Origin of the sequence: Azospirillum sp. TSH64, from assembly GCF_003116035.1 — a bacterium.
Taxonomy (GTDB): domain Bacteria; phylum Pseudomonadota; class Alphaproteobacteria; order Azospirillales; family Azospirillaceae; genus Azospirillum.
Map to the genome: position 1 here is coordinate 7,505,241 of NZ_LGQW01000015.1, position 21,049 is coordinate 7,526,289.

At 67.9% G+C, this 21,049-nt stretch carries 21 protein-coding genes; 10 read left to right on the forward strand and 11 right to left on the reverse strand.

The annotated features are described in order from the left end of the window. Positions 1–31 precede the first annotated feature (31 nt). Positions 32–1,234, forward strand: coding sequence for a multidrug effflux MFS transporter (locus TSH64_RS34925; RefSeq protein WP_109452135.1), 1,203 nt, complete (start codon positions 32–34; stop codon positions 1,232–1,234). Here TSH64_RS34925 and TSH64_RS34930 read toward each other — a convergent pair. After that, positions 1,200–1,778, reverse strand: coding sequence for an MgtC/SapB family protein (locus tag TSH64_RS34930; RefSeq protein WP_109452137.1), 579 nt, complete (start codon positions 1,776–1,778; stop codon positions 1,200–1,202). The two genes, TSH64_RS34925 and TSH64_RS34930, sit on opposite strands and share 35 nt — an antisense overlap. Positions 1,779–2,217: 439 nt before the next feature. On the opposite strand from TSH64_RS34930, the gene TSH64_RS34935 reads away from it, so the two are divergent. Continuing rightward, entirely contained in the window at positions 2,218–3,354 is a 1,137-nt protein-coding gene (locus TSH64_RS34935; RefSeq protein WP_109452139.1) for a type III PLP-dependent enzyme, read from the forward strand. 214 nt (positions 3,355–3,568) lie between these two features. On the opposite strand, the gene TSH64_RS34940 is transcribed toward TSH64_RS34935, so the two are convergent. Further along, on the reverse strand, positions 3,569–3,781 hold the full coding sequence (locus TSH64_RS34940) for a DUF1127 domain-containing protein (protein ID WP_098740467.1): 213 nt from the start codon (positions 3,779–3,781) through the stop codon (positions 3,569–3,571). 313 nt (positions 3,782–4,094) lie between these two features. Here TSH64_RS34940 and TSH64_RS34945 point away from each other — a divergent pair, with 313 nt between their 5' ends. Both TSH64_RS34945 and TSH64_RS34950 read left to right on the forward strand, forming a co-directional pair. Next, positions 4,095–4,820 carry an HAD family hydrolase gene (locus TSH64_RS34945; RefSeq protein ID WP_109452141.1) on the forward strand — a complete coding sequence of 242 codons (726 nt, stop codon included), beginning with the start codon at positions 4,095–4,097 and terminating at the stop codon, positions 4,818–4,820. 12 nt (positions 4,821–4,832) lie between these two features. Next, the gene (locus TSH64_RS34950; protein WP_109452143.1) at positions 4,833–5,195 is read left to right on the forward strand and encodes a cupin domain-containing protein; all 363 of its coding nucleotides are present in this window, start codon (positions 4,833–4,835) and stop codon (positions 5,193–5,195) included. A gap of 2 nt (positions 5,196–5,197) precedes the next feature. Here TSH64_RS34950 and TSH64_RS34955 read toward each other — a convergent pair whose 3' ends face one another. The 3 genes from TSH64_RS34955 to TSH64_RS34965 form a co-directional block, all read right to left on the reverse strand. Further along, entirely contained in the window at positions 5,198–5,431 is a 234-nt protein-coding gene (locus tag TSH64_RS34955; protein WP_109452145.1) for a hypothetical protein, read from the reverse strand. Positions 5,432–5,549: 118 nt separating this feature from the next. Then, positions 5,550–7,052 (reverse strand): tripartite tricarboxylate transporter permease, encoded by a 1,503-nt coding sequence (locus TSH64_RS34960; protein ID WP_098740471.1) that lies wholly within the window; start codon positions 7,050–7,052, stop codon positions 5,550–5,552. Beyond that, entirely contained in the window at positions 7,049–7,525 is a 477-nt protein-coding gene (locus TSH64_RS34965; protein WP_109452147.1) for a tripartite tricarboxylate transporter TctB family protein, read from the reverse strand. The genes TSH64_RS34960 and TSH64_RS34965 overlap by 4 nt, the downstream gene beginning before the upstream one ends. A gap of 214 nt (positions 7,526–7,739) precedes the next feature. Between TSH64_RS34965 and TSH64_RS35495 the strand changes: the two genes are divergently transcribed. Both TSH64_RS35495 and TSH64_RS34970 read left to right on the forward strand, forming a co-directional pair. Continuing rightward, positions 7,740–7,934 carry a hypothetical protein gene (locus tag TSH64_RS35495; RefSeq protein WP_146208108.1) on the forward strand — a complete coding sequence of 65 codons (195 nt, stop codon included), beginning with the start codon at positions 7,740–7,742 and terminating at the stop codon, positions 7,932–7,934. A 23-nt stretch (positions 7,935–7,957) separates the two neighbouring features. Beyond that, complete coding sequence (locus TSH64_RS34970; protein WP_109452149.1) at positions 7,958–8,935, forward strand: tripartite tricarboxylate transporter substrate binding protein; 978 nt, start codon at positions 7,958–7,960, stop codon at positions 8,933–8,935. 41 nt (positions 8,936–8,976) lie between these two features. Here the strand turns inward: TSH64_RS34970 and queC are convergent, their stop codons facing one another. The 4 genes from queC to TSH64_RS34990 all read right to left on the reverse strand — a co-directional run bounded on the left by queC (position 8,977) and on the right by TSH64_RS34990 (position 13,992). Beyond that, complete coding sequence (queC, locus tag TSH64_RS34975; protein ID WP_109452151.1) at positions 8,977–9,705, reverse strand: 7-cyano-7-deazaguanine synthase QueC; 729 nt, start codon at positions 9,703–9,705, stop codon at positions 8,977–8,979. Positions 9,706–9,790: 85 nt separating this feature from the next. Continuing rightward, entirely contained in the window at positions 9,791–11,707 is a 1,917-nt protein-coding gene (locus tag TSH64_RS34980; RefSeq protein WP_247873341.1) for a PAS domain S-box protein, read from the reverse strand. A gap of 133 nt (positions 11,708–11,840) precedes the next feature. Continuing rightward, complete coding sequence (locus TSH64_RS34985; RefSeq protein WP_109452153.1) at positions 11,841–12,656, reverse strand: alpha/beta hydrolase; 816 nt, start codon at positions 12,654–12,656, stop codon at positions 11,841–11,843. 10 nt (positions 12,657–12,666) lie between these two features. Next, positions 12,667–13,992 (reverse strand): O-acetylhomoserine aminocarboxypropyltransferase, encoded by a 1,326-nt coding sequence (locus TSH64_RS34990; protein ID WP_109452155.1) that lies wholly within the window; start codon positions 13,990–13,992, stop codon positions 12,667–12,669. 302 nt (positions 13,993–14,294) lie between these two features. Between TSH64_RS34990 and TSH64_RS34995 the strand changes: the two genes are divergently transcribed. The 3 genes from TSH64_RS34995 to TSH64_RS35005 all read left to right on the forward strand — a co-directional run bounded on the left by TSH64_RS34995 (position 14,295) and on the right by TSH64_RS35005 (position 18,153). Next, on the forward strand, positions 14,295–15,353 hold the full coding sequence (locus TSH64_RS34995; RefSeq protein WP_109452157.1) for an iron ABC transporter substrate-binding protein: 1,059 nt from the start codon (positions 14,295–14,297) through the stop codon (positions 15,351–15,353). A 227-nt stretch (positions 15,354–15,580) separates the two neighbouring features. Further along, complete coding sequence (locus tag TSH64_RS35000) at positions 15,581–17,062, forward strand: iron ABC transporter permease (RefSeq protein ID WP_247873342.1); 1,482 nt, start codon at positions 15,581–15,583, stop codon at positions 17,060–17,062. After that, on the forward strand, positions 17,059–18,153 hold the full coding sequence (locus tag TSH64_RS35005) for an ABC transporter ATP-binding protein (RefSeq protein ID WP_109452159.1): 1,095 nt from the start codon (positions 17,059–17,061) through the stop codon (positions 18,151–18,153). The genes TSH64_RS35000 and TSH64_RS35005 overlap by 4 nt, the downstream gene beginning before the upstream one ends. Before the next feature lie 30 nt (positions 18,154–18,183). Here the strand turns inward: TSH64_RS35005 and TSH64_RS35010 are convergent, their stop codons facing one another. Together TSH64_RS35010 and TSH64_RS35015 are read right to left on the reverse strand one after the other, a co-directional pair. Continuing rightward, entirely contained in the window at positions 18,184–19,347 is a 1,164-nt protein-coding gene (locus TSH64_RS35010) for a carboxylate-amine ligase (RefSeq protein WP_199237739.1), read from the reverse strand. Between the two features lie 18 nt (positions 19,348–19,365). After that, on the reverse strand, positions 19,366–20,223 hold the full coding sequence (locus TSH64_RS35015) for an N-formylglutamate amidohydrolase (protein ID WP_247873343.1): 858 nt from the start codon (positions 20,221–20,223) through the stop codon (positions 19,366–19,368). 120 nt (positions 20,224–20,343) lie between these two features. On the opposite strand from TSH64_RS35015, the gene TSH64_RS35020 reads away from it, so the two are divergent. Then, on the forward strand, positions 20,344–21,048 hold the full coding sequence (locus TSH64_RS35020) for a hypothetical protein (RefSeq protein WP_109452165.1): 705 nt from the start codon (positions 20,344–20,346) through the stop codon (positions 21,046–21,048). The last annotated feature ends 1 nt before the right edge of the window (position 21,049 follow it).

A 21,049-nucleotide genomic window follows, 5' to 3' on the forward strand; every position in this document is an offset into this window, starting at 1 on the left:
CGCTTCCCGCCGCAAGCCGTCCCGAACCTCCATGCCCCGTCCAGACTCCCTGACCATCCGCATCCTGCTGACGGCGCTGGTCGCCTTCGGCCCGCTGTCCACCGACCTGTATCTGCCGTCGCTGCCGACGCTGGTGCGGGTGTTCGGCACCGACGTCGCCACGGTGCAGCTGACCCTGTCGATCTTCCTGGTCGGCTTCGCGGTGTCGCAGCTGGTCTATGGCCCGATGTCGGACCGGTTCGGCCGGCGCCCCACCCTGCTGGTGGGGGTGACGATCTATCTGGCGGCCAGCGCCGTCTGCGCGATGACCAGCAGCATCGATGCGCTGATCGCCGCCCGCTTCTTCCAGGCGCTGGGCGCCTGCTGCGGCCCGGTGGTGGCGCGCGCGGTGGTGCGCGACGTGTTCGGGCGCGACCGGGCGGCGACGGTGCTGGCCTATATGTCGATGGCGATGGCGTTGGCCCCGGCGGTGGGGCCGATGCTGGGCGGGGTGCTGACGGAATGGTTCGGCTGGCGCGCCAACTTCGTGCTGCTGACCGTCTTCGCCTGCTGCATCCTTGCCGCCGTGTGGTCGATGCTGGGCGAGACCAACGCACATCGCGACGAGGACGCCCTGAGACCGAGCCGGCTGGCGGCGAACTACCTGCTCCTGCTGCGCAACCGCGGCTTCCTCGGCTATGTGCTGGTGGTCGCCTTCTCCTACAGCGGCATCTTCTCCTTCATCTCAGGCTCGTCCTTCGTGCTGATCGAGCAGATGCACCTGACGCCGGCCCAGTATGGCGCCAGCTTCGGCGCGGTGGTGCTGGGCTACATGCTCGGCACCTTCCTGGCCGGGCGGCTGACGCCGCGGCTGGGGGGGCCAAGGATGATCCGGATCGGCACGCTGCTGTCGATGGGCGGCGGGCTGGTCGGCGGGGCGCTGGCGCTGGCCGGGGTGCTGCACCTGCTGGCCATCGTGGTGCCGGTCTTCCTGTTCATCCTGGGCACCGGGCTGACCCTGCCGAACGCCAGCGCCAACGCCGTCGGTCCCTACGCCACCATGGCCGGGCTGGCCTCCTCGCTGCTGGGCTTCGCGCAGATGGCCATCGCCGCGGTCATCGGCATCGTCGTCGGCCACATGAACGACGGCACCGCCCTGCCGATGATGGGGGCCATCGGGCTGGTCGCCCTGGGGGCGTTGCTGGCGCACCGGCTGCTGGTCATCCCCGCGGCGACGAGCGGGCAATCCGCCTGATCCGGCCCTGATCGGCGGAGTGACGGGAGGAATGGCGGGAGGTGCCGCGGCGCTTCCGAGCCTTCCCGGCATCGTCGCCGTCCTCTTTGCCCAACTGCGGGAAGCGATCCAGCAGGATGGTGAACAGGATCGTCACCAGCAGGCACAGGCCCAGCGTCATCCCCGCCAGCATGTAATATCCGGCGCCGCAGGCGATCCCCAGCGCGCCGGCCACCCAGATCACCGCAGCGGTGGTCGCCCCGCGCACGCTGTCGCCCGAGCGGAACATCACGCCGGCACTGATGAAGCCGACCGCCTGGGCGACGCCCTGGATGACGCGGACGGGATCGCTCGGCCGTTCGTCCCCCGTCGCCTGCAGCCCGGCGTAAAGCTCCAATGCAACCAGCGTGGTCAGCGCACAGCTGATGGATATCAGCGTATGCGTGCGCAACCCCGCCGCCTTGCCCCGCATCTCGCGGTCGAGTCCAAGCAAAGCGCCGCAAATGGCCGCCGCCAGCAGCCGCAGCCCGATTTCCTCGGCAGTCAGAACACTGGTCAAGCCCATGAAATCGCTCCGGTTTTTCTGCCCTCCCAACGGTCTGCCACTTTTTTGGGGCAGACGGCATTTTTCACTTTGCAATCGTTCGCGTTGGATCTATGTAACGCGAACTCGCAAGCGCACGTGCCGCTGGCCCGCCCCTCGGCGTCTCCGAGATGTGGTTATGCAACGACGTAACGCGTGATCCCCGACCGTCCCTTAAACAAGGCGGCGACTTGGAGGTTACGATGGTTGATGTTGTTGTGGGTGGGCGCGTGCTCACCCGTCTCCGAAATTTGCCGCTCCTGGACCATACGGACAGAACAGGGTTCTGTACGGGGAAATCCAGTATTGGCGGCTTGAGCGCCTGATCAGCTTTTTCAGTTGCTGATCGGCCCGCTCGGCCGCTCCGTTCCCCCCGACTTCGCCCTTTCCGTTCCATCATCTTGCGTCCCAGGAGACTGAGATGACCCAGAAGATTGCGCGCTTTTTCGAAGAGCAGCGCCCGCAGACCCCTTGTCTCGTCATCGACCTGGATGTCGTCGAGCAGAACTACAACGATCTGCACGACGCCCTGCCCGACGCCCGCATCTTCTATGCGGTGAAGGCGAACCCGGCCGCGGAAATCCTCAGCCTGCTGGCCCGTCTCGGCTCGGCCTTCGACTGCGCCTCGGTCCCGGAAATCCAGATGGCGCTGGCTGCCGGCGCCACCCCGGACCGCATCTCCTTCGGCAACACCATCAAGAAGGAGAGCGACGTCCGCCGCGCCTTCGAGCTGGGCGTGCGCCTGTTCGCCTTCGACAGCGAGCCGGAACTGGAGAAGATCGAGCGTGCCGCCCCCGGCGCCCGTGTGTTCTGCCGCATCCTGACCTCGGGCGAAGGCGCCGAATGGCCGCTGTCGCGCAAGTTTGGCTGCGACCTGCCGATGGCGCGCGAGCTGCTGCTGAAGGCCCGCGACATGAACGTGCAGCCCTATGGCGTGTCGTTCCATGTCGGCTCGCAGCAGAAGGACCTGATGCAGTGGGACCACGCAATCTTCCAGGTGGCGCAGCTGTTCCGCGAGCTTGAGGTGCTGGGCGTCGACCTGGGCATGATCAACCTGGGCGGCGGCTTCCCGACCCGTTACCGCACCGACGTGCCGGAATGCACCGCCTACGGCCAGGCGATCTTCGACTCGCTGCGCACCCACTTCGGCAACCACCTGCCGGAGACCATCGTGGAGCCGGGCCGCGGCATGGTCGGCAGCGCCGGCATCATCGAGAGCGAAGTGGTCCTGGTGTCGCGCAAGTCGGCCGAGGATCCCAAGCGCTGGGTCTACCTGGACATCGGCAAGTTCGGCGGTCTGGCCGAGACGATGGACGAGGCGATCCAGTACCCGATCGAGGTGCTGGGCGACGAGCAGGATGAGGACCGCGAGGCGGTGATCCTCGCCGGCCCGACCTGCGACAGCGCCGACGTGCTGTACGAGCGTGCCGACTACAAGATGCCGATGGGCCTGAAGTCCGGCGACCGCGTGCGCATCCACGCCACCGGCGCCTACACCACGACCTACTCGGCCGTCTGCTTCAACGGCTTCGAGCCGCTCAAGCACTACTGCATCTGAGGATACGGGCGGGGGGTTGCCCTGCCCCGCTTCAGTCCACCAAGAGAAAGCCCGCCTGCCGGTTCACCCGGCGGCGGGCTTTCTCTTTTCCAGCCGGCGATTTTTTGTGCAGCTTATTTTTTGAGCACGCCTAAGCATCGGGCAAAGAAAAAGGCCGCCTCCGATCAACGGAAGCGGCCTTTTTCAGTGCGTTCGCCGGCCGGCGTACAGGCGCTCATTCGCGCCAGAACGGCTTCGACATCTCGCGCTCGGCATCCAGGCGGCTGAAGCCGATGTCCTGGAGCATACGGTCGTCCAGATAGCCCAGCTCGCGGCGGGTGACGACGCGCTGGCGCCACAGGCCCAGCAGGTTCGAGGCGATTTCGACGACATGGCCGAAGGTGGTGTTGGCGTGGCCGGTCTCGGCCGAGTGCAGAAGGGTTGCCATGATGGAGATTCCTGAGATGTCTTGTTTTGGAGGGTCCGCCGGTCGGCGATCACGTCCTCCTTGTGTGGAAATATAATTATGCTTCTTTGAGCCATGTTGCCACCCCCGACGGCAACATGCCCGCTTTGCAGGCAGCGAAGAACTCACCATGGAATGTCACCGATCTGTGGCAAATTCGTCATTGCGGATACTTACCGTTCGCCAGACTGACAATAAAGGACCCCCACACCGGCACCCGCTGGACAAGGCAGACCGACTTGGGCGATGTATTGTTTTACTTACGGATCAATCCAGCAGACCAGTGGACAGGCTCATGAGCAGCAACCCCAGCCCCGCCGGCACCCCCGCCGGCCAGCAGTTCGAAACCATCGGCTTCGATGGCGACGACACGCTCTGGCACAATGAATCGCTGTTTTCGATGACGCAGGACCGCTTCCGCGCCCTGCTGGCCCACGCCGCCGACCCGACCGACCTGGACCGCCGCCTGCTGGAGGCGGAGCGGGCGAACCTCGGGGTCTATGGCTATGGCATCAAGGGCTTCGTGCTGTCGATGATCGAGACGGCGATCGCAGTCACCGACGGCCATGTCCCCGCCCGCGACCTGCAGAGCCTGATCGACTTCGGCAAGGCGATGCTGGAGCATCCGGTGGAGTTGCTGCCCGGCGTGAAGGAAGTGGTGGAAACGCTGGCCGGCCGTCACCGGCTGGTGCTGATCACCAAGGGCGACCTGTTCGACCAGGAAAGCAAGATCGCGCGCTCCGGTCTGTCGGACCTGTTCCAGGCGGTGGAGATCGTCAGCGAGAAGGACCCGGCCACCTACCGCCGGGTGATGGACCGCCACGGCATCGACCCGGCCCGCTTCCTGATGGTCGGCAACTCGGTGCGTTCCGACATCCTGCCGGTGCTGGCGACCGGCGCCCATGCCGTCCATATCCCCTATGCCATCACCTGGGCCCATGAAGAGGCCGAGGTGCCGGATGAACATTACCGCCGGCTGGAGTCGGTTCGCGACTTGCCGGCATTGCTGGCCGACTGGTAAGGAGCCCTGACGATGACCCTGCCCATCCCCCTGTCGCTCCTGGCCGACCTCGACGGCATCACCCCCGAAACGGGCGCACCGGCAGCCGAGCGCATCCTGTCGGGCGCGCCGGTCTTCACCAGTTGGAACGGCTACGAGTCGCCCGATGGCAAGCGGTTCGCCGGCACATGGCGGTCGACGCCCGGCTCCTGGCGCATCGTCTATGACGAGTGGGAATATTGCGAGATTCTGGAAGGCGAAAGCGTCGTCGCCCATGACGATGGCCGGTCATGGACCTTGAAGGCCGGGGACCGTTTCGTCATCGAACCGGGATTCCAGGGAAGCTGGACGGTGATCGCGGCTACCACAAAGCGCTATGTGGTGATCCTGCCCTGACCCTAACCGGTGATCTCGACGGACTGCTGGACGGTGTTGTGACTGAGGATGGTGACGGCCTTGCGCCCGATCTCCACCGCCAGCACGCCCAGGACGAGGATGGAGGCGACCAGCATCAGGCGGGCGATGTCGCGGGACCAGACGCGTTTGCGGGCATTGGCCCGGCGATGTGCGCGGAGTACCGCCTGAGCGGCACGGCCGGGCAGACGCTGTCCCATCCAGGCGGTGGCGGCCATGATGCGCTCCCTCACCATTCCCAACAATCGATATGCTTTTATATAAAATTTTATCTTGTTCGGCAAGAGACGAGTCCCGCAGCGGATTGCCGCAGGACTCACCCCGCAGAGGCGACGCTTACTCCTTGAAGGCCACCTCGCGCTGGCGGCGGAAGGCCGGCAGCAGGATCAGGGCCAGCAGGCCGGCGGCCACCGCCATCAGGCCGGCGCTGATCGGCCGGGACACGAAGATGCCCAGGTCGCCATGCGACAGCAGCATCGCCCGGCTGAGATTCTCCTCCAGCAGCGGGCCGAGGACGAAGCCGAGCAGCAGCGGCGCCGGTTCGCAGTCCAGCTTTTTCAGCACATACCCGAACAGGCCGAAGCCGGCCATCATCACCACGTCGAAGACGTCGTTGCGCAGGCTGTAGGTGCCGATGCAGCAGAAGACCAGGATGGCGGGAAACAGGTAGGCGTAGGGAACGCGCAACAGCCGCACCCAGATGCCGATCAGCGGCAGGTTCAGCACCACCAGCATGATGTTGCCGACCAGCATGCTGGCGATCATGCCCCAGAACAGGTCGGGCTGCTTGGTCATGATCTGCGGGCCCGGTGTGATGCCGTGGATCATCATCGCGCCGATCATCAGCGCCATCACCGCGTTGGACGGAATGCCGAGGCTGAGCATTGGGATGAAGCTGGCCTGGGCGCCGGCATTGTTGGCGGCCTCCGGTCCGGCGACGCCCTGGATGGCGCCCTTGCCGAAGGCGGACGGATCGCGCGCCACCTTCTTTTCCAGCGCGTAGGAGGAAAAGGCGCTCAGCGTCGCCCCGCCGCCGGGCAGGATGCCGAGGAAGGCGCCGAGAGCCGTGCCGCGCACAGCGGCCGGCCAGGCGTCCTTGAAGTCCTGCCAGCTCGGCCACAACCGATGGATCGGCGACGGTTCGATGCCGCGCCCCTCCGTCTCCTCCAGGTTGATGATGATGTCGGCCAGACCGAACAGCCCCATGGCGAGCGGCACGAAGTCCAGCCCGTCGTAAAGCTGCGGGATGTCGAAGGTGAAGCGCATCTGGCCGGAATTGACGTCGGTGCCGACCATCGACAGCAGCAACCCGATCAGGATCATCGCCACCGCCTTGACGACGGAGCCGTGGGCGAGGATCACCGCACCGATCAGCCCGACCAGCATCAGCGCGACATATTCCGACGGACCGAAGGCCAGCGCCACCCCGGCAAGCGGCGGACCGGCGACGGCGATGACCAGCGTGGTGACGATGCCGGCGAACAGCGAGGCCAGTGCCGCGGTCGCCAGCGCCACGCCGCCGCGGCCCTGGCGCGCCATGGCGTTGCCGTCCAGGCAGGTCATGACGGACGAGGATTCGCCCGGCAGCTTCACCAGGATGGCGGTGGTCGAGCCGCCATACTGGGCGCCGTAGAAGATGCCGGCCAGCATGATCAGCGCGCCGACCGGTGGCAGGTAGAAAGTGATCGGCAGCAACAGCGCCACCGTCGCCGTCGGCCCCAGCCCCGGCAGAACGCCGATCAGCGTGCCGATCAGGGCGCCGAGGAAGCAGTAGAGCAGGTTCATCGGCTCGACCGACACGCCCAGCCCGAGCCAGAGATTGGCGAAGACGTCCATCATGGCCAGATCTGGAGCGGCAGGCCCAGTCCCCAGGAGAAGATGGCGACGCAGGCGGAGGCCAGCGTGGCCCACAATGCGGTGAAGGGACCCGGGCGCAGCGGCCGGCCGGCCAGCCCGCCGATCCCGATCAGCGCCAGGATGGCGAGCACCAGTCCCAGCTTGTCGAGCAGGGCGGCGAAGGCCACCACCGCGACGGTGATGGCGACCGACGGCCTCCATGCCCAGGCCAATGCCGCCGGCGCATCGGCGGTCAGGGCGCGAAACATCGTCGCGAGCCCCGACAACAGCAGGAAATAGCAGACGAGCCGCGGGAAGAAGCCGGCCTGCATCAGGGCCAGCGACCCGGCCTCCCAATTGCGCGCCAGCCACAGGCCGCCGAGTGCGATGGCGGCGAGCAGCAGCCCGGCCGCCAGGTCCTGGGGCGATCTCAGCCGGAAGGCAGCCGGCCGTGGCGATCTCAGGGTATGTGTCATTGGATGGATGTCCGCTCTCTCAGGCACGCGACGGCGAGTAGGCCGGGTGCAGCGCTCTCGCTTCGTGGAACGAGTTCATCGGACGAGGGGCACGGGAGGGAGCGGGCCCGCGCCCAACCGGGCGCAGTCCACACTGGCCGTTCCGAACCCTCGGCACCCGAATCCGCGGGTTGCATTATCGTCGCGCAGCGCATCTCCGTCGAGTGTCATATGCATGACGTTGCGCGCTTTAATTCGCGATAAAAGGAAATTTTCAAACTTTATCCGCGGCATTTCGCGCGGAGACACCCTTTTCGATATCAATAAATTTAGTCAATACACGCACAAGCGACGGCGTGTGGATGCGGGTGCCGAGGCGAGCGGAGCCGGCGCCGGCCCCATCGGCACGAAAGAAGGGATGGAGCGATGACAGCAGCGACCCGATTACTGCGCATGGCCGGCGGCCGTGCCGCATCCCTTTTCGGCACGGCACTCGCGGCGCTGGTTCTGTGCGCTGCGGCCGCCCCGATGGCGCAGGCCGCCTATCCGGAGAAGCCGATCACCATGATCGTGGCCTATGGGGCCGGCGGATCGACCGACGTGACGGCCCGCATGCTGGCGCCCTACATCGAGCGGTATCTGGGAGGCGCCCGGATCGTCATCCTGAACCGTCCCGGCGCCGGCGGGGAAATCGGCTTCGCCGCCATCGCCGACGCCGTGCCCGACGGCTACACCATCGGCTTCATCAACACGCCGAACCTCATCACCATCCCGATCGAACGGCAGGCGCGCTACGGCCTGGATCGGCTGGATCCGCTGGTGAACATCGTCGACGACCCCGGCGTGATGACCGTCCGCGCCGACAGCCCGTTCCGCTCGGTCGCAGACGTGGTCGCACAGGCCAAGGCCAATCCCCGCGCTCTCACCGTCGGTTCGACCGGCATCGGCTCCGACGACCATCTCGCCATGCTCCTGCTGGAACGGCAGGCCGGGGTTCACCTCACCCATGTGCCCTTTCCCGGCAGCGCCGAGAATTACCGGGCGATGCTGGGCCAGCACATCCAGATCTGCGACCAGAATCTGGGCGAGGGGCTGCGTGGACTCGCCGGTGGCGATCCGGTGCGGATGCTGGGCGTGATGAGCCGATCGCGCTGGGACATGGCACCCGACCTGCCGACCTTCCGCGAGCAGGGCTATGCCATCGACATGGTGTCGATGCGCGGCATCGGTGCTCCGAAAGGCCTGCCGCCGGAGATCCGCCGCCCCCTGATCGAGGCGATCACCAAGGCCGCCATGGATCCGGAATTCCAGGCCAAGGCGCGCGAGACCTTCCAGCCGCTGCGCATCGTCGGCCCCGACGCCTTCACCGCCGAGTTGATGCAGCTGGACGGCGAGTTCCGCAGCCTGTGGACCGAGATGCCCTGGAAGTGACGGCCTGGATATAAGAACCGATCGCGAAACGATCTCTTCTGTTACGCATTCATTCCGGTATCGTAACGGATCGGATCGGTCATTCCGGCTTCGGAAAAGCCCTTGAGACGCAGCAGGCAGCTGTCACAGGCGCCACAGGACAACCCCTCCGGCGTCGGATCGTAGCAGGAGTGGGTGAGGCTGTAGTCCACCCCCAGCTCCAGCCCGCGGCGGACGATGGCGGCCTTGTCCAGCGTCATCAGCGGTGCATGGATCCTGAAGCGGCTGGTGCCTTCGACCCCGGCCTTGGTGGCGAGGTTGGCGAGTGTTTCAAACGCCGCGATGTATTCGGGCCGGCAGTCGGGATAGCCGGAGTAATCCAGCGCATTGACGCCGATGAACAGGTCGGATGCTCCCAGCGTCTCCGCCCAGGCCAGCGCAAAGGACAGGAAGACGGTGTTGCGCGCCGGGACATAGGTGACGGGGATGCCCTCGCCCAGCCCGGCCTGCAGATCGGCGGTGCTGTCGTGCTTCGGCACGGCGATGGAGTCGGTCAGGGCCGAGCCGCCGAAGGCGCGCAGGTCGATGTCGGCGATCACATGCCGCTCCACCCCCATCGCCGCGACCACCCGCCGCGCCGCTTCCAGCTCCACCGAATGGCGCTGGCCGTAACGGAAGCTGAGCGCATTGACCCGGTAGCCCTCGGCCTTGGCGATGGCGAGCACCGTCGTCGAGTCGAGCCCGCCGCTGACCAGCACCACCGCGTCCCTGACACCGTTCCGATCCGCCATCGCACACCTGCCTTTCCGAAACCGTCCGCCGACAAGGCGGACATCCCGCGACAGCTTCTGGCACATCCGGGCGGCACAGGCCAGATCAGGACATCGACGCCAGCAACTCCGCGATGGTCATGATGCGCGAGGGCGGCAGCCGGATGGTGGCGGTGCAGCCCTGCCCCGGCGCGCTGTCCAACGTCAGCGTGCCGCCATGCGCCTCCACCAGACGCAGCGCCAGCGGCAGGCCGAGACCGATGCCTTCGTGACGGCGGGTGACGGTCTGGTCGATCTGGCCGAAGGGGGTGAGCGCCTTCGCGACGTCCTCCTGCCGCATGCCGACGCCACGGTCGCACACCGACAGCTCCACCCAACCATCGGCGGCGAGCCCGGCGGAAAGGCTGACCGGACCACCCGGATGGCTGAACTTGATGGCGTTGGACAGCAGGTTCCCCAAGGCCTGCCCGAGGCGGCGGTCGTCGCCGCGAATCGGCGGCAGGTCGCCATCGGCCATCACCTCGACCATCACGCCCTGACGGGTCGCATGGAAGCGCAGATCCGCCACCGCGCGCTCGATCAACGCCGACAGGTTCACCGATCCTTCGACCAGCGACAACCCGCCGGCATCGACGCGCGCCATGTCGAGGATGTCGTCGATGATCGCCAGAAGTTGTTCGCCGGCCTGCCGGATCGCCCCGACGCAGTCAGCCATTAAGTCATTCTGCCGCCCGCCCGCCGCGGCAGTCCCGGCTTGCGTCTCCAACAGTTGGGAGAAGCCGATCACCGCATTCAGCGGGGTGCGCAACTCGTGGCTCATCGTCGCGATGAAGGTCGATTTCGCTTGGTCCCCGGCCTCCGCCGCCTCTTTGGCGGCCAGAAGCTCGGCTTCGACCCGCCGACGCTCGGTCACGTCGCGAAGAATGGCGGTGTAGAGCCGCCGCCCCTCCACCTCGCTGGCGCTGACCGACAACTCGACAGGAAAGCGGGTGCCGTCGGCACGTTCCGCCTCCGCCGCACGGTCACGGGCGACCAGGGCGGTGGTCTGGCCGGGAGCGAACTCCAGCCGGATGCCGCCCTCCTCCCTCAAATCGGCCAGCGGGATCAGGCGGTCGAGCGGGCGCCACAGCAGGTCGCCCGCCGCAACGCCGAACATCGCCTCCGCCGCACGGTTGAAGCTGAGCAGCACGCCCGCCTCGTCGACGGTCAGGATCGCATCGGCGGCGGTGTCGAGAACCGCCTCGTTGCGCGCCTCCGACAGGCGGAGCGCGTTGGCGGTGAGGACATATTCGCTGACGTCGGTGATGGTGGCGATGGTGCCGCCATCCTCCAGGCGGATGCGCTGGCACAGCACCCGGCGGTCGGCCCCCGTCCCGTCCGGATCGTGGAAGCGGAAATCGGTCGTCGCGGCATCGCAGCCCGAGTCCAGCCGCCAATCCGCCGCCACCCGCTCCCGGTCCTCCGGATGTACGGCATCGAGCCAGCCCCTGCAGAGCAGCCGGTCGGGCTCCAGCCCGGTGATCCCGGCCAGACGGGCATTGGCGAACTGCACCTGCCCTGTGGAATCGGCCTGCAGAATGCCGACCGGCACCGCCTCCGCCAGGATGCGGTAACGCGCCTCGCTGGCGCGCAGCCGCTCCGACAGGGCGATGTGGTCGCTAATGTCGCGGATGTTCAGCACCAGCCCGCCGATGGCCGGGTCGGCCAGCTCGTTGCGGGTGGTGACCTCCAGCCAGCGCCAGCCGCCATCGGCATGGCGGAAGCGGAAAACGGCGCGGCCGCTGCTGCCCGCCGGAGCGTTCACACGGAGTTGCAGCCTGTGCTGCGCCTCCTCCACATCGTCGGGGTGGATATGCTCGCCGAGCGATGCGCCGGCCAGCGCCTTCGGCGGATAGCCCAGCAGGTCGCCCGCGGACTCGCCGATGTGGCGCACGCGCCCGTCCGGCGACAGCACAGCGACAAGCTCGCGGCGATCCTGGAACAGGCCGCCGATCCTGAGTTCCCTGGACAGGCCATCCTGCAAGACGACACCCCCGACCCTGATGCGGACAGCGGGATTGCGCTCGATCCCGCCGTCCGCAGGGTAATCAGTGGGCGTTAACGGTTCATGTCAGGATCAACCCCACTCCGGGTGCATGATTTCCGCGTTGAAACCCCTATCCCCGCCGCAGGGACAGGAAGGAAGCCAAGGCTTCCAGCACCGAATCGGGGGACTCGGTCATCACCATATGCCCGGTCTGCGGCAGGACGACGACCTGCGATGTCTTGACGCGGGCCGCCAGCGACCGTCCGGCCTTCGCCGGGGTCATCTTGTCGAGCGCCCCCAGCAGGAACAGCGCCGGACAGGCAACCATCGCCGCGGCATCGGCCCCCTGCCCATAGTCGTTGCAGGCGGCGAGGTCGACGCCCAGCACGCCCGGACGCACCGAAGCCATCAGCCGGCGCCCGCCGGGGATCAGCGCCAGCCCCGGCGTCGGGCAGCCGCCGCCCTGGGCACCGCCATGGCCGCGCGGGCCGGAGCCCCAGCCGATCACCATCTCGATGGCCGACTGTTCGCCGGCATGGGCCGCGGCCAGCAGGTCCGGATGGACCGGCATCCGCTCCGCCACGCCCAGCAGTGCCACCTCCTCGACCCGGCCTCCATGGCGAGCGGCGGCGTCCAGCGCCACCAGCGCGCCCATGGAGTGGCCGACCAGCGCCGCCCGCTCCAGCCCGGCGGCGTCCAGCAGGGCGATCACCCAGTCGGCGATGGCGGCGATGCTGTCCAGCGGCCCGCCGCCGGAACGGCCATGGCCGGGCAGATCGACCGCCAGGACGGAGCGGCCATGGTGGGCGAGATAGCGGCTTTGCAGGCTCCACACGCTGTGGTCCATGCCGGCGCCGTGGATCAGCACGACAGCCGGACGGGCGGGGTCGATGTCCCGGCCGCCGGTGTGGATGAAGACGGGGTTTCCGTTGACGGTCAGCTGCATGGCGCGGCCCTCAGCCCTTGGTGGCGGCGCGCAGCGCCTGCTTCAGATCGTCGATCAGGTCTTCGCAATCCTCCAGCCCGATGGACAGGCGGATCATGTCCTCCCCCACCCCGGAGGCCTTGAGCGCCTCGGCATCGAGCTGGGCGTGGGTGGTGCTGGCCGGATGGATCACCAGCGACTTGGCGTCGCCGACATTGGCGAGGTGCGAGAACAGCGTCAGCGACTCGATGAAGCGCCGTCCGGCCTCGCGGCCGCCGCCCTGCGCGCCGGCCCGGATGCCGAAGGAGATGATCGAACCGGCGCCATGCGGCAGCAGCCGGGCGGCCAGAGCATGGTCGGGATGATCGACCAGTTCCGGGTAGGAGACCCAGGCGACCGCCCCCTTCTCCGAATTCAGCTCCCCTTCCAGGAAGCAGACGACCTTGCGGGCGTTGTGGATGTGGCACTTCATCCGCAGCGGCAGCGTCTCCACGCCCTGCAGGATCTGGAAGGCGTTCATCGGGCTCATGCAGGCGCCGAAGTCGCGCAAACCCTCGGCACGGGCACGGACGATGAAGGCGGCCGGGCCGTATTCCTCGGCGAAATCGATGCCGTGATAGCCGGCATAGGGCTCGGTCAGGGTCGGGAACTTGCCCGACGCCTCCCAGTCGAAGCGGCCGCCGTCGATCACCACACCGCCGATGGCGGTGCCATGCCCGCTCAGCCACTTGGTGCAGGAATGCATGACCAGATCGGCGCCATGCTCGAAAGGCCGGCAGAGATAGGGGGTGGTGAAGGTCGAGTCGATCAGCAGCGGGATCCCGGCCTCGTGGGCGATGGCCGCGACCTTCGGCACGTCCAGCACCTCCAGCCCCGGATTGCCCAGCACCTCGCCGAAGACCAGCCGGGTCTCATCACGGATCGCGGCGCGGATGCCGTCGAAGTCGCGCGGGTGGACGAAGGTCGTGGTGATGCCGAAGCGCGGCAGGGTATAGGCCAGCAGATTGCGGCTGCCGCCATAAATGGAGGATGAGGCGACGATGTGCCCGCCCGCCCCCATCAGCGTCATGATGGCGAGCGTCAGCGCCGCCTGTCCGCTGGCGGTGCAGACCGCGCCCACCCCGCCTTCCAGCGTCGCCAGCCGCTCCTCCAGCACCGCGACGGTGGGGTTGGAGATGCGCGAATAGATGTGGCCGGGCCGCTCCAGGTTGAAGAGCGCCGCCGCCTGATCGACGTCGCTGAAGACGTAGGAGGAGGTCAGGTGGATCGGAACCGCCCGTGCCCCGGTGGCCGGATCGGGCTTCTGCCCCGCATGCAGGCTCTGCGTGTCGAACTTCAGGAACTTGGCGCCCGCCATGCTCCCCCCTCCCCTCGAAGTTGGCACCGAAAATTAAAAGAGGGCCGCCTGCGATGGAGCGGCCCTCTTTGCTTTTCAGCGTCTTATTTGCCAGCCCTGTTCAACCCGCATTCCTGCGGCATCGACGGTGCGGAAGCGTATGGAGACGTGACGCGCGCGTCAAGGTGGTTGGATCGACGAAAAAGCCAGTCGTTGGACAAGTTTACGCGAATGAGAACAAGTTGCAACAAGTAGCGGGAGGGACTAAAAGGCAGCGATGGCTTGGTCCCTCGAGGCCCGGCCTGTCCGAAGAAGAGGTTGGAATGAAGATCTCCCGCTCCCGGTTCGTCCGGTCGCTCGCCCTTGCCTCCGCTCTCGCCGCCCTGCCGGTCGTGGCCCTCACCGGCACCGCCTCGGCGCAGACGGCCCCCACCCAGGCGACGCCGAGTGCCGATGGCATCACGGTCTACAACGCCCAGCACGCCAGCCTGACCAAGGAGTGGGTGGAGCGCTTCACCCGCGAGACCGGCATCAAGGTGACCGTGCGCAACGGCAGCGACATGGAGCTTGGGAACCAGATCGTGCAGGAGGGCGCCGCCTCCCCCGCCGACGTGTTCCTGACGGAGAATTCGCCGGCGATGGCCCTGGTCGACAATGCCGGGCTGTTCGCGCCGCTCGGCGCCGAGACGCTGGCCCCGGTGCCCGAGAGCTTCCGCCCGGCCAACGGCCATTGGGTCGGCATCGCCGCCCGCTCCACCGTCTTCGCCTACAACACCGGCAAGCTGACGCAGGACAAGCTGCCGAAATCGCTGCTCGACCTCGCCAACCCGGAGTGGAAGGGCCGCTGGGCCGCCTCGCCCGCCGGTGCCGACTTCCAGGCCATCGTCGGCGCGCTCCTCCAGCTGAAAGGCGAGGCGGCCACCGCCTCCTGGCTGAAGGCGATGAAGGAGAACGCCAAGCCCTACCGCGGCAACAGCGTCGCCATGAAGGCGGTGAATGCCGGCGAGGTCGAGGGCGCGGTGATCTACCATTATTACTACATTGGCGATCAGGCCCGCACCGGCGGCGAGAACAGCAAGAACGTCGCCCTGCACTATTTCCGCAACGGCGATCCCGGCGCCTTCGTCAGCATCTCCGGCGCCGGCATGCTGGCATCCAGCAAGAACAAGCGCGAGGCCGAGGCCTTCGTGAAGTTCCTGACCGGCAAGGGCGGGCAGGAAGTGCTGCGTGACGGCGATTCCTATGAATACGCCGTCGCCGGCGGCATCGCGTCCAATGCCAAGCTGGAGCCGCTGGACAAGCTGCAGGCGCCGAAGGTCAAGCCGGAGGCTCTCAACAACAAGGCCGTCACCGACTTGATGACTGCGGCCGGCCTGCTGTAATCCAATCTGCCGTCGCCCGCGGCATCGAACCCGCGGGCGGCGGCAGTTCAGGCCCGTCCATCCGGACGGACCCGGAGCCGGTTCCGGAGTTCACCGTCATCGCTCTTCACCCACACTCTTCCCAGCCGCAGGCGGACCGCGACCGCCCCACGCTTCATGCCGCGGCCTCCCTCGTCACCGCACGCCGTCCCAAGCAGGCGGCACTGCCGGTCCTGGCCGTCACCTCTGTGGTCGCGGCGCTTGCGCTGATGCCGCTCGCCTTCGTCGTCTGGATCACCTTCCAGACCGGATGGGACACGGTGGTCGAGCTGGTGTTCCGCCGCCGGGTCGGCGAGCTGCTGGTGAACACGCTGCTGCTGGTGCTGCTGACCCTGCCGCTTTCCATCCTGGTGGCGGTCACGCTGGCTTGGTTGACCGAGCGCTCCGACCTGCCGGGACGGCGGTTCTGGGCCTGGCTGGCGGTGGCGCCGCTGGCGGTCCCCGCCTTCGTCCACAGCTATGCCTGGGTCACCGTCGCCCCCGGCCTGCACGGGCTGGCGGCAGCGGTGCTGGTCTCGGTGCTCGCCTACTCCCCATTCCTCTATTTGCCGGTCGCCGCCCAGCTGCGCCGGCTCGATCCGACGATGGAGGACGTCGCCGCCTCGCTCGGCCACGGACCATGGCGGGTTTTCCTGACGGTGGTGCTGCCCCAGCTGCGGCTGGCCGTCTGCGGCGGTTCGCTGCTGATCGGCCTGCATCTGCTGGCCGAATACGGCCTCTACGTCATGATCCAGTTCGACACCTTCACCACCGCCATCGTCGACCAGTTCCAGTCGGCCTACAACGGCCCGGCGGCGAATATGCTGGCCGGCGTGCTCGTGCTGCTCTGCATGGGGCTGATGGGCGGCGAGGTGCTGCTGCGCGGCCACGAACGCTACGCCCGTGTCGGCAGCGGCGCCGCAAGACGGGCGGCACCGGTCGAACTCGGCCGCGCGACCCTGCCTTGCCTGCTGATCCCGCTGCTGTTCGCCGCACTCTCGCTCGGCGTCCCGCTGCTGACGCTCGGCCGCTGGCTGGCCATCGGCGGTTCCCGCATCTGGCAGGGCGCCGACATCGGCGGCGCCATCGTCCAGACCGTCGCCCTGGCGCTGGCCGGCGCGCTGCTGACCACGCTGGCCGCCGCACCGATGGCCTGGCTGTCGGTGCGTGCGCCCGGCCGGCTCCAGCGTCTTCTGGAAGCCTGCCATTACTATGTCGGCTCGCTGCCAGGGGTGGTCGTCGCCTTGTCGCTGGTGACGATCACCGTGCGGGTCGCGCTGCCGCTCTACCAAACCGTCGGCACGGTGCTGCTGGCCTACCTGCTGCTGTTCCTGCCGCGGGCCCTGGTCGGGCTGCGGGCCAGCCTCGCCCAGGCGCCGGTCGAGCTGGAGCGGGCGGCCATGGCGCTGGGCCGCACGCCGTTGCAGGCGGTGCGCCAGATCACCTTCCGGCTCGCCGCGCCCGGTGCGGCGGCCAGCATGGCGATGGTGGCGCTCGGCATCACCAACGAGCTGACGGCGACCCTGATGCTCGCCCCCAGCGGCACGCGCACGCTGGCCACCGAATTCTGGTCGCTGACCAGCGAGATCGACTATGCGGGGGCTGCCCCCTATGCGGTGATGATGGTCGCCGCATCGCTGCCGATGACGATCCTTCTCCACATCCAATCGAAACGGGCCGCCGGACGATGAGCTTCCTTCAGGTTCAGGGACTGGGAAAACGGTATGGCAACGCGGTGGCGCTGGAGGATGTCGACCTCTCGGTGCATGCCGGCAGCCGCACCGCCATCGTCGGACGTTCCGGCTCGGGAAAGACCACGCTTCTGCGCATCGTCGCCGGCTTCGAGTCCGCCGACAGCGGCCGTATCCTGCTCGACGGGCACCCGCTGGTGGATGGCGCCGGAATCGTGCCGGCCCACCGTCGCGGCATCGGCTATGTGCCGCAGGACGGCGCGCTGTTCCCCCATCTCAGCATCGCCGACAACATCGGCTTCGGGCTGGAGCGCGGCGATGCCGGCCGGCGGAGCCGCATCCTCGAACTGCTGGATGCGGTGGAACTCGATCCGCAGATGCTGGAGCGCCGGCCGCACGAACTGTCCGGCGGCCAGCAGCAGCGCGTCGCGCTCGCCCGCGCGCTCGCCCGCAAGCCGGCGCTGATGCTGCTGGACGAGCCCTTCTCGGCGCTCGACACCGGCTTGCGCGACTCCCTGCGCCGCACCGTCGCCCGGGTGCTCTGCGAAGCCGGGATCGCGACGATCCTCGTCACCCACGACCAGGCCGAAGCGCTGTCCTTCGCCGATCAGGTGGCGGTGATGCGCGAAGGCCGCTTGACGCAGGTCGGCTCGCCCCAGGAGCTGTACCGGCGGCCGCGCGACCGCGAGACGGCGGCGTTCCTCGGCGATGCGATCATCCTGCCGGCGGACGTCGAAAACGGCTGGGCGAGCTGCAGTCTCGGCCGGCTGGCAGTGAGCGCCGGTTCCCGGCGCGGCGCGGCCGAGATCATGCTGCGCCCCGAGCAGCTCCGGCTGGTGGTCGACGACCGCGATGCCCCGCCGAACGTCCCACCGAACGCCGGGGAGAGCGGTGTGGAAAGCTGGGGGCGGGTCATCGACGTCGAGTTCGGCGGCTCCGTCTGCAAGGTCGCGGTGGCGCTCGGCACTGTGCCGGGGCAGCGCAACCCGCTGCTCCTGCGCCATTCCAGCCTGGATTTGCCGAGGATCGGCAGCCGCGTCCGCATCCATGTCGAGGGCGAGGCGCATATCTTCGACACGCCCCTGCGCTGACAACTCCGTGGACGCCGGGGGGGGGCGGGATCAGGCGGTGACGCCCGTCGGTGACGGCTCGTCCCGCACCCCCACCATCGTCTCCTCCGCCAGCCAGTCCACCACCCGCCGCAAAGCCTCGTCCTCGCTGGCGCCGTCGGCGAGCGCCGCCTGGAAGATCTCGATCTGCCGGTGCGCGCTGGTGCCGCGCTTCAGAATTTCACGCGCCCGCCCGACCTCGGCGGTGCAGCCGAAATGCTCGGCATCCTCGCGGGTCAGGTCGATGATCTCGTCCAGCAGGTCGGCGTAGGGCACGATGCGGCCTTGCCCGAAATCGACCAGCCCGCTGTCCAGGCCGTAGCGCTGGGCGCGCCAGCGGTTTTCCTCGATCAGCAGGTTCTTGTAGGGCCGCCACGTCACATTGCGCAGCTTCAGCCGCCACAGCATGCGCAGCAGGCAGCGATATAGCGCCGCCACCGTCACCGCATCGTCCAGCCGGGTGCAGATGTCGGTAATGCGCATCTCCAGCGTCGGGAAGCGCGAGGACGGGCGGATGTCCCACCACAGCTTGCTGGCATCCTCGATCACCCCGGCATTCACGAGAACCGCGACGTGGCTCTGATACTCGCCATAGCTCTGGAAGCCGGCGGGCATGCCGGTGCGCGGCAGCTCGTGCCAGACGCTGAGCCGGTAGGAGCGGCGCTCCATGTCGCGCCCGCGCCAGAAGGGCGAGGAGGTCGACAGCGCCAGCAGGTGCGGCAGGAAATAGCGGACCTGATTCATCAGGTCGATGCGCAGGTCATCATCTTCGATCCCGACATGCACATGCATGCCACAGATCATCAGCCGGCGGGCCGGCGCACCGAGGTCGCGGGCCAGCATGTTGTAGCGGTCGCGGTTGGTGTGCTTCTGCGGCTCCCATGCGGCGAAGGGATGGGTCGAGGCGGCGATCGGCGCCAGCCCGTAGCGGTCGGCCACCCCGGCCACCGTGCCGCGCAGCGCCGCCAACTCGGCCCGCGCCTCGTCCAGCGTCTTGCAGACCGGCGTTCCCACCTCGATCTGGCAGCGCAGGAATTCCGGATGGATGCGGCCGGGCGCCTGTTCCTGGCAGGCTTCCAGCATCTCGTCCGGCGGGCTGGTCACGATGTCGCGCGTGCCGCGGTCGACCAGCAGATATTCCTCTTCCAGGCCGAGGGTGAAGGACGGTTCGGTCACGGTGCTTTCCATGCGGTGTCAGGCCCGGGGATAATGGTGGACGACCGTCAGCGACGGCAGGGAGAGCAGAGGGTCCAGCGCGTCGCCGATCACCTGCGCCCAGAGATCGGCGCCCTCCGGCGTGGCGATCAGGTCCTGCCGCACCTCAAGCAGGACATTGGGGTAGCCGGCGGGGGTCGCATGGGTTTCCACCGTGCCGCCCAGCGTGCCGCGGCCGGAATAGGGCTGGTTGTCGCCGACGCACCAACGGCCGTCGGCCTTCAGCGCGTCGATCAGCGGCACCGGCAGGCGCGGATCGTTGTCCCACAGAACGCCGATGTGCCAGGGCCGCGCCACCCCGCGCATGGCCGGGGTGAAGCTGTGCACCGAAACCAGCACCGGCACCTGCCCGCGGGCGCGGATCGCTGCGACCGCCGCCGCGACCGCGGCGTGGTAGGGCTTGAACAGCGCCTCCACCCGCTGCGCCTGGGCCTCGGCATCGAGCGCACGGTTGCCGGGGATCACCACGTCGTCGCTGACCACCGGGATGGCGGTCGGATCCTCAAGCGCCCGGTTCGGATCGATCACCAGCCGGGAGAATCCGGAGAGCACCGCGGTGGCGCCGAACCGCTTCGCCAGCCGCCGCGTCACCTCGGCCGCGCCGATGTCGTAGGCGATGTGGCGGCAGAGCTGCTCCTCCGGCAGACCGAGGTCGGCCAGCGACCGCGGGACCGCGCGGGAGGCGTGGTCGCACAGCAGCAGCAGCGGTCCGCCGGCATCCGGGTTCAGCGTGGTCACCGGCGGCGGATCGCCGGGTCCCAGCAGCGGAACGGCACTGCGCGGTGCCGGCGCGGGGGCGGTGACGGGCTGGCGATGTTCGGAAGGTGATGTGGCCATATGCCACACTAACGCAACCGCGACGCCGGGCGGAAGCGCGGCCGATGGTGGTAGCCCGAACGGCAAGATGCTAGGCTGTCCTTCCCTCTCCCGCGCGAACCCACCCGGAAGACGACCCGCATGCTTCGCCTGCTTTCCCTCTGCCTTGCCGTGATGGCGCTGCTCAGCGCTTGCGGACCCGTTTACGAGACGCAGTACAGCCTCGTCCCGCCAAGCTCGGCCGAAGGTCGGCTCTGTGTCAACCAGTGCCAGCAGAACCGCAACTACTGCCGCCAGAACTGCGGCATGTCGCAGCAGGCCTGCGTGAACGAGGCGCGGTCGCGCGCCCTCTACGACTATCAGGCCTACGTCAACCGCCAGCAGGCGGAGAAGAAGCCGATCAAGAAGTCGGTGGGTGATTTCGACCGCTCCTATTCCTGCGGCAACAGCAGCTGCGAAGCGCGCTGCGAATCCGACTATCGCGACTGCTTCGGCGGAAGCTGCGGCGGGCAGGTGGTCGCCAAGCGCGTCTGCACCGCCTTCTGCGACCAGGAAAAGCCGGCGCCCACCGCGCCGATGCTGAGCCCGGTGCCGCCGGGCGGCGTTCAGGCGCCGATGATGCAGGCGCCGATGGGGGCCGCTCCGATGTCGAACAATGGTGGCTATGCCGCCGGTTCGTCGCTGTGCCAGCCCGGCATGCGGGTGTCCGTGGAATGGAAGGGCGACTGGTATCCGGCCACCGTCAAGGACCATCCCCGCAAGGACGGCCGTTGCCCGGTGCACTATGACGATTTCGGCTCGGAGGACGACGAGTCGGTCGCGCTACGCCGCATCCGTCCGCGCTGAT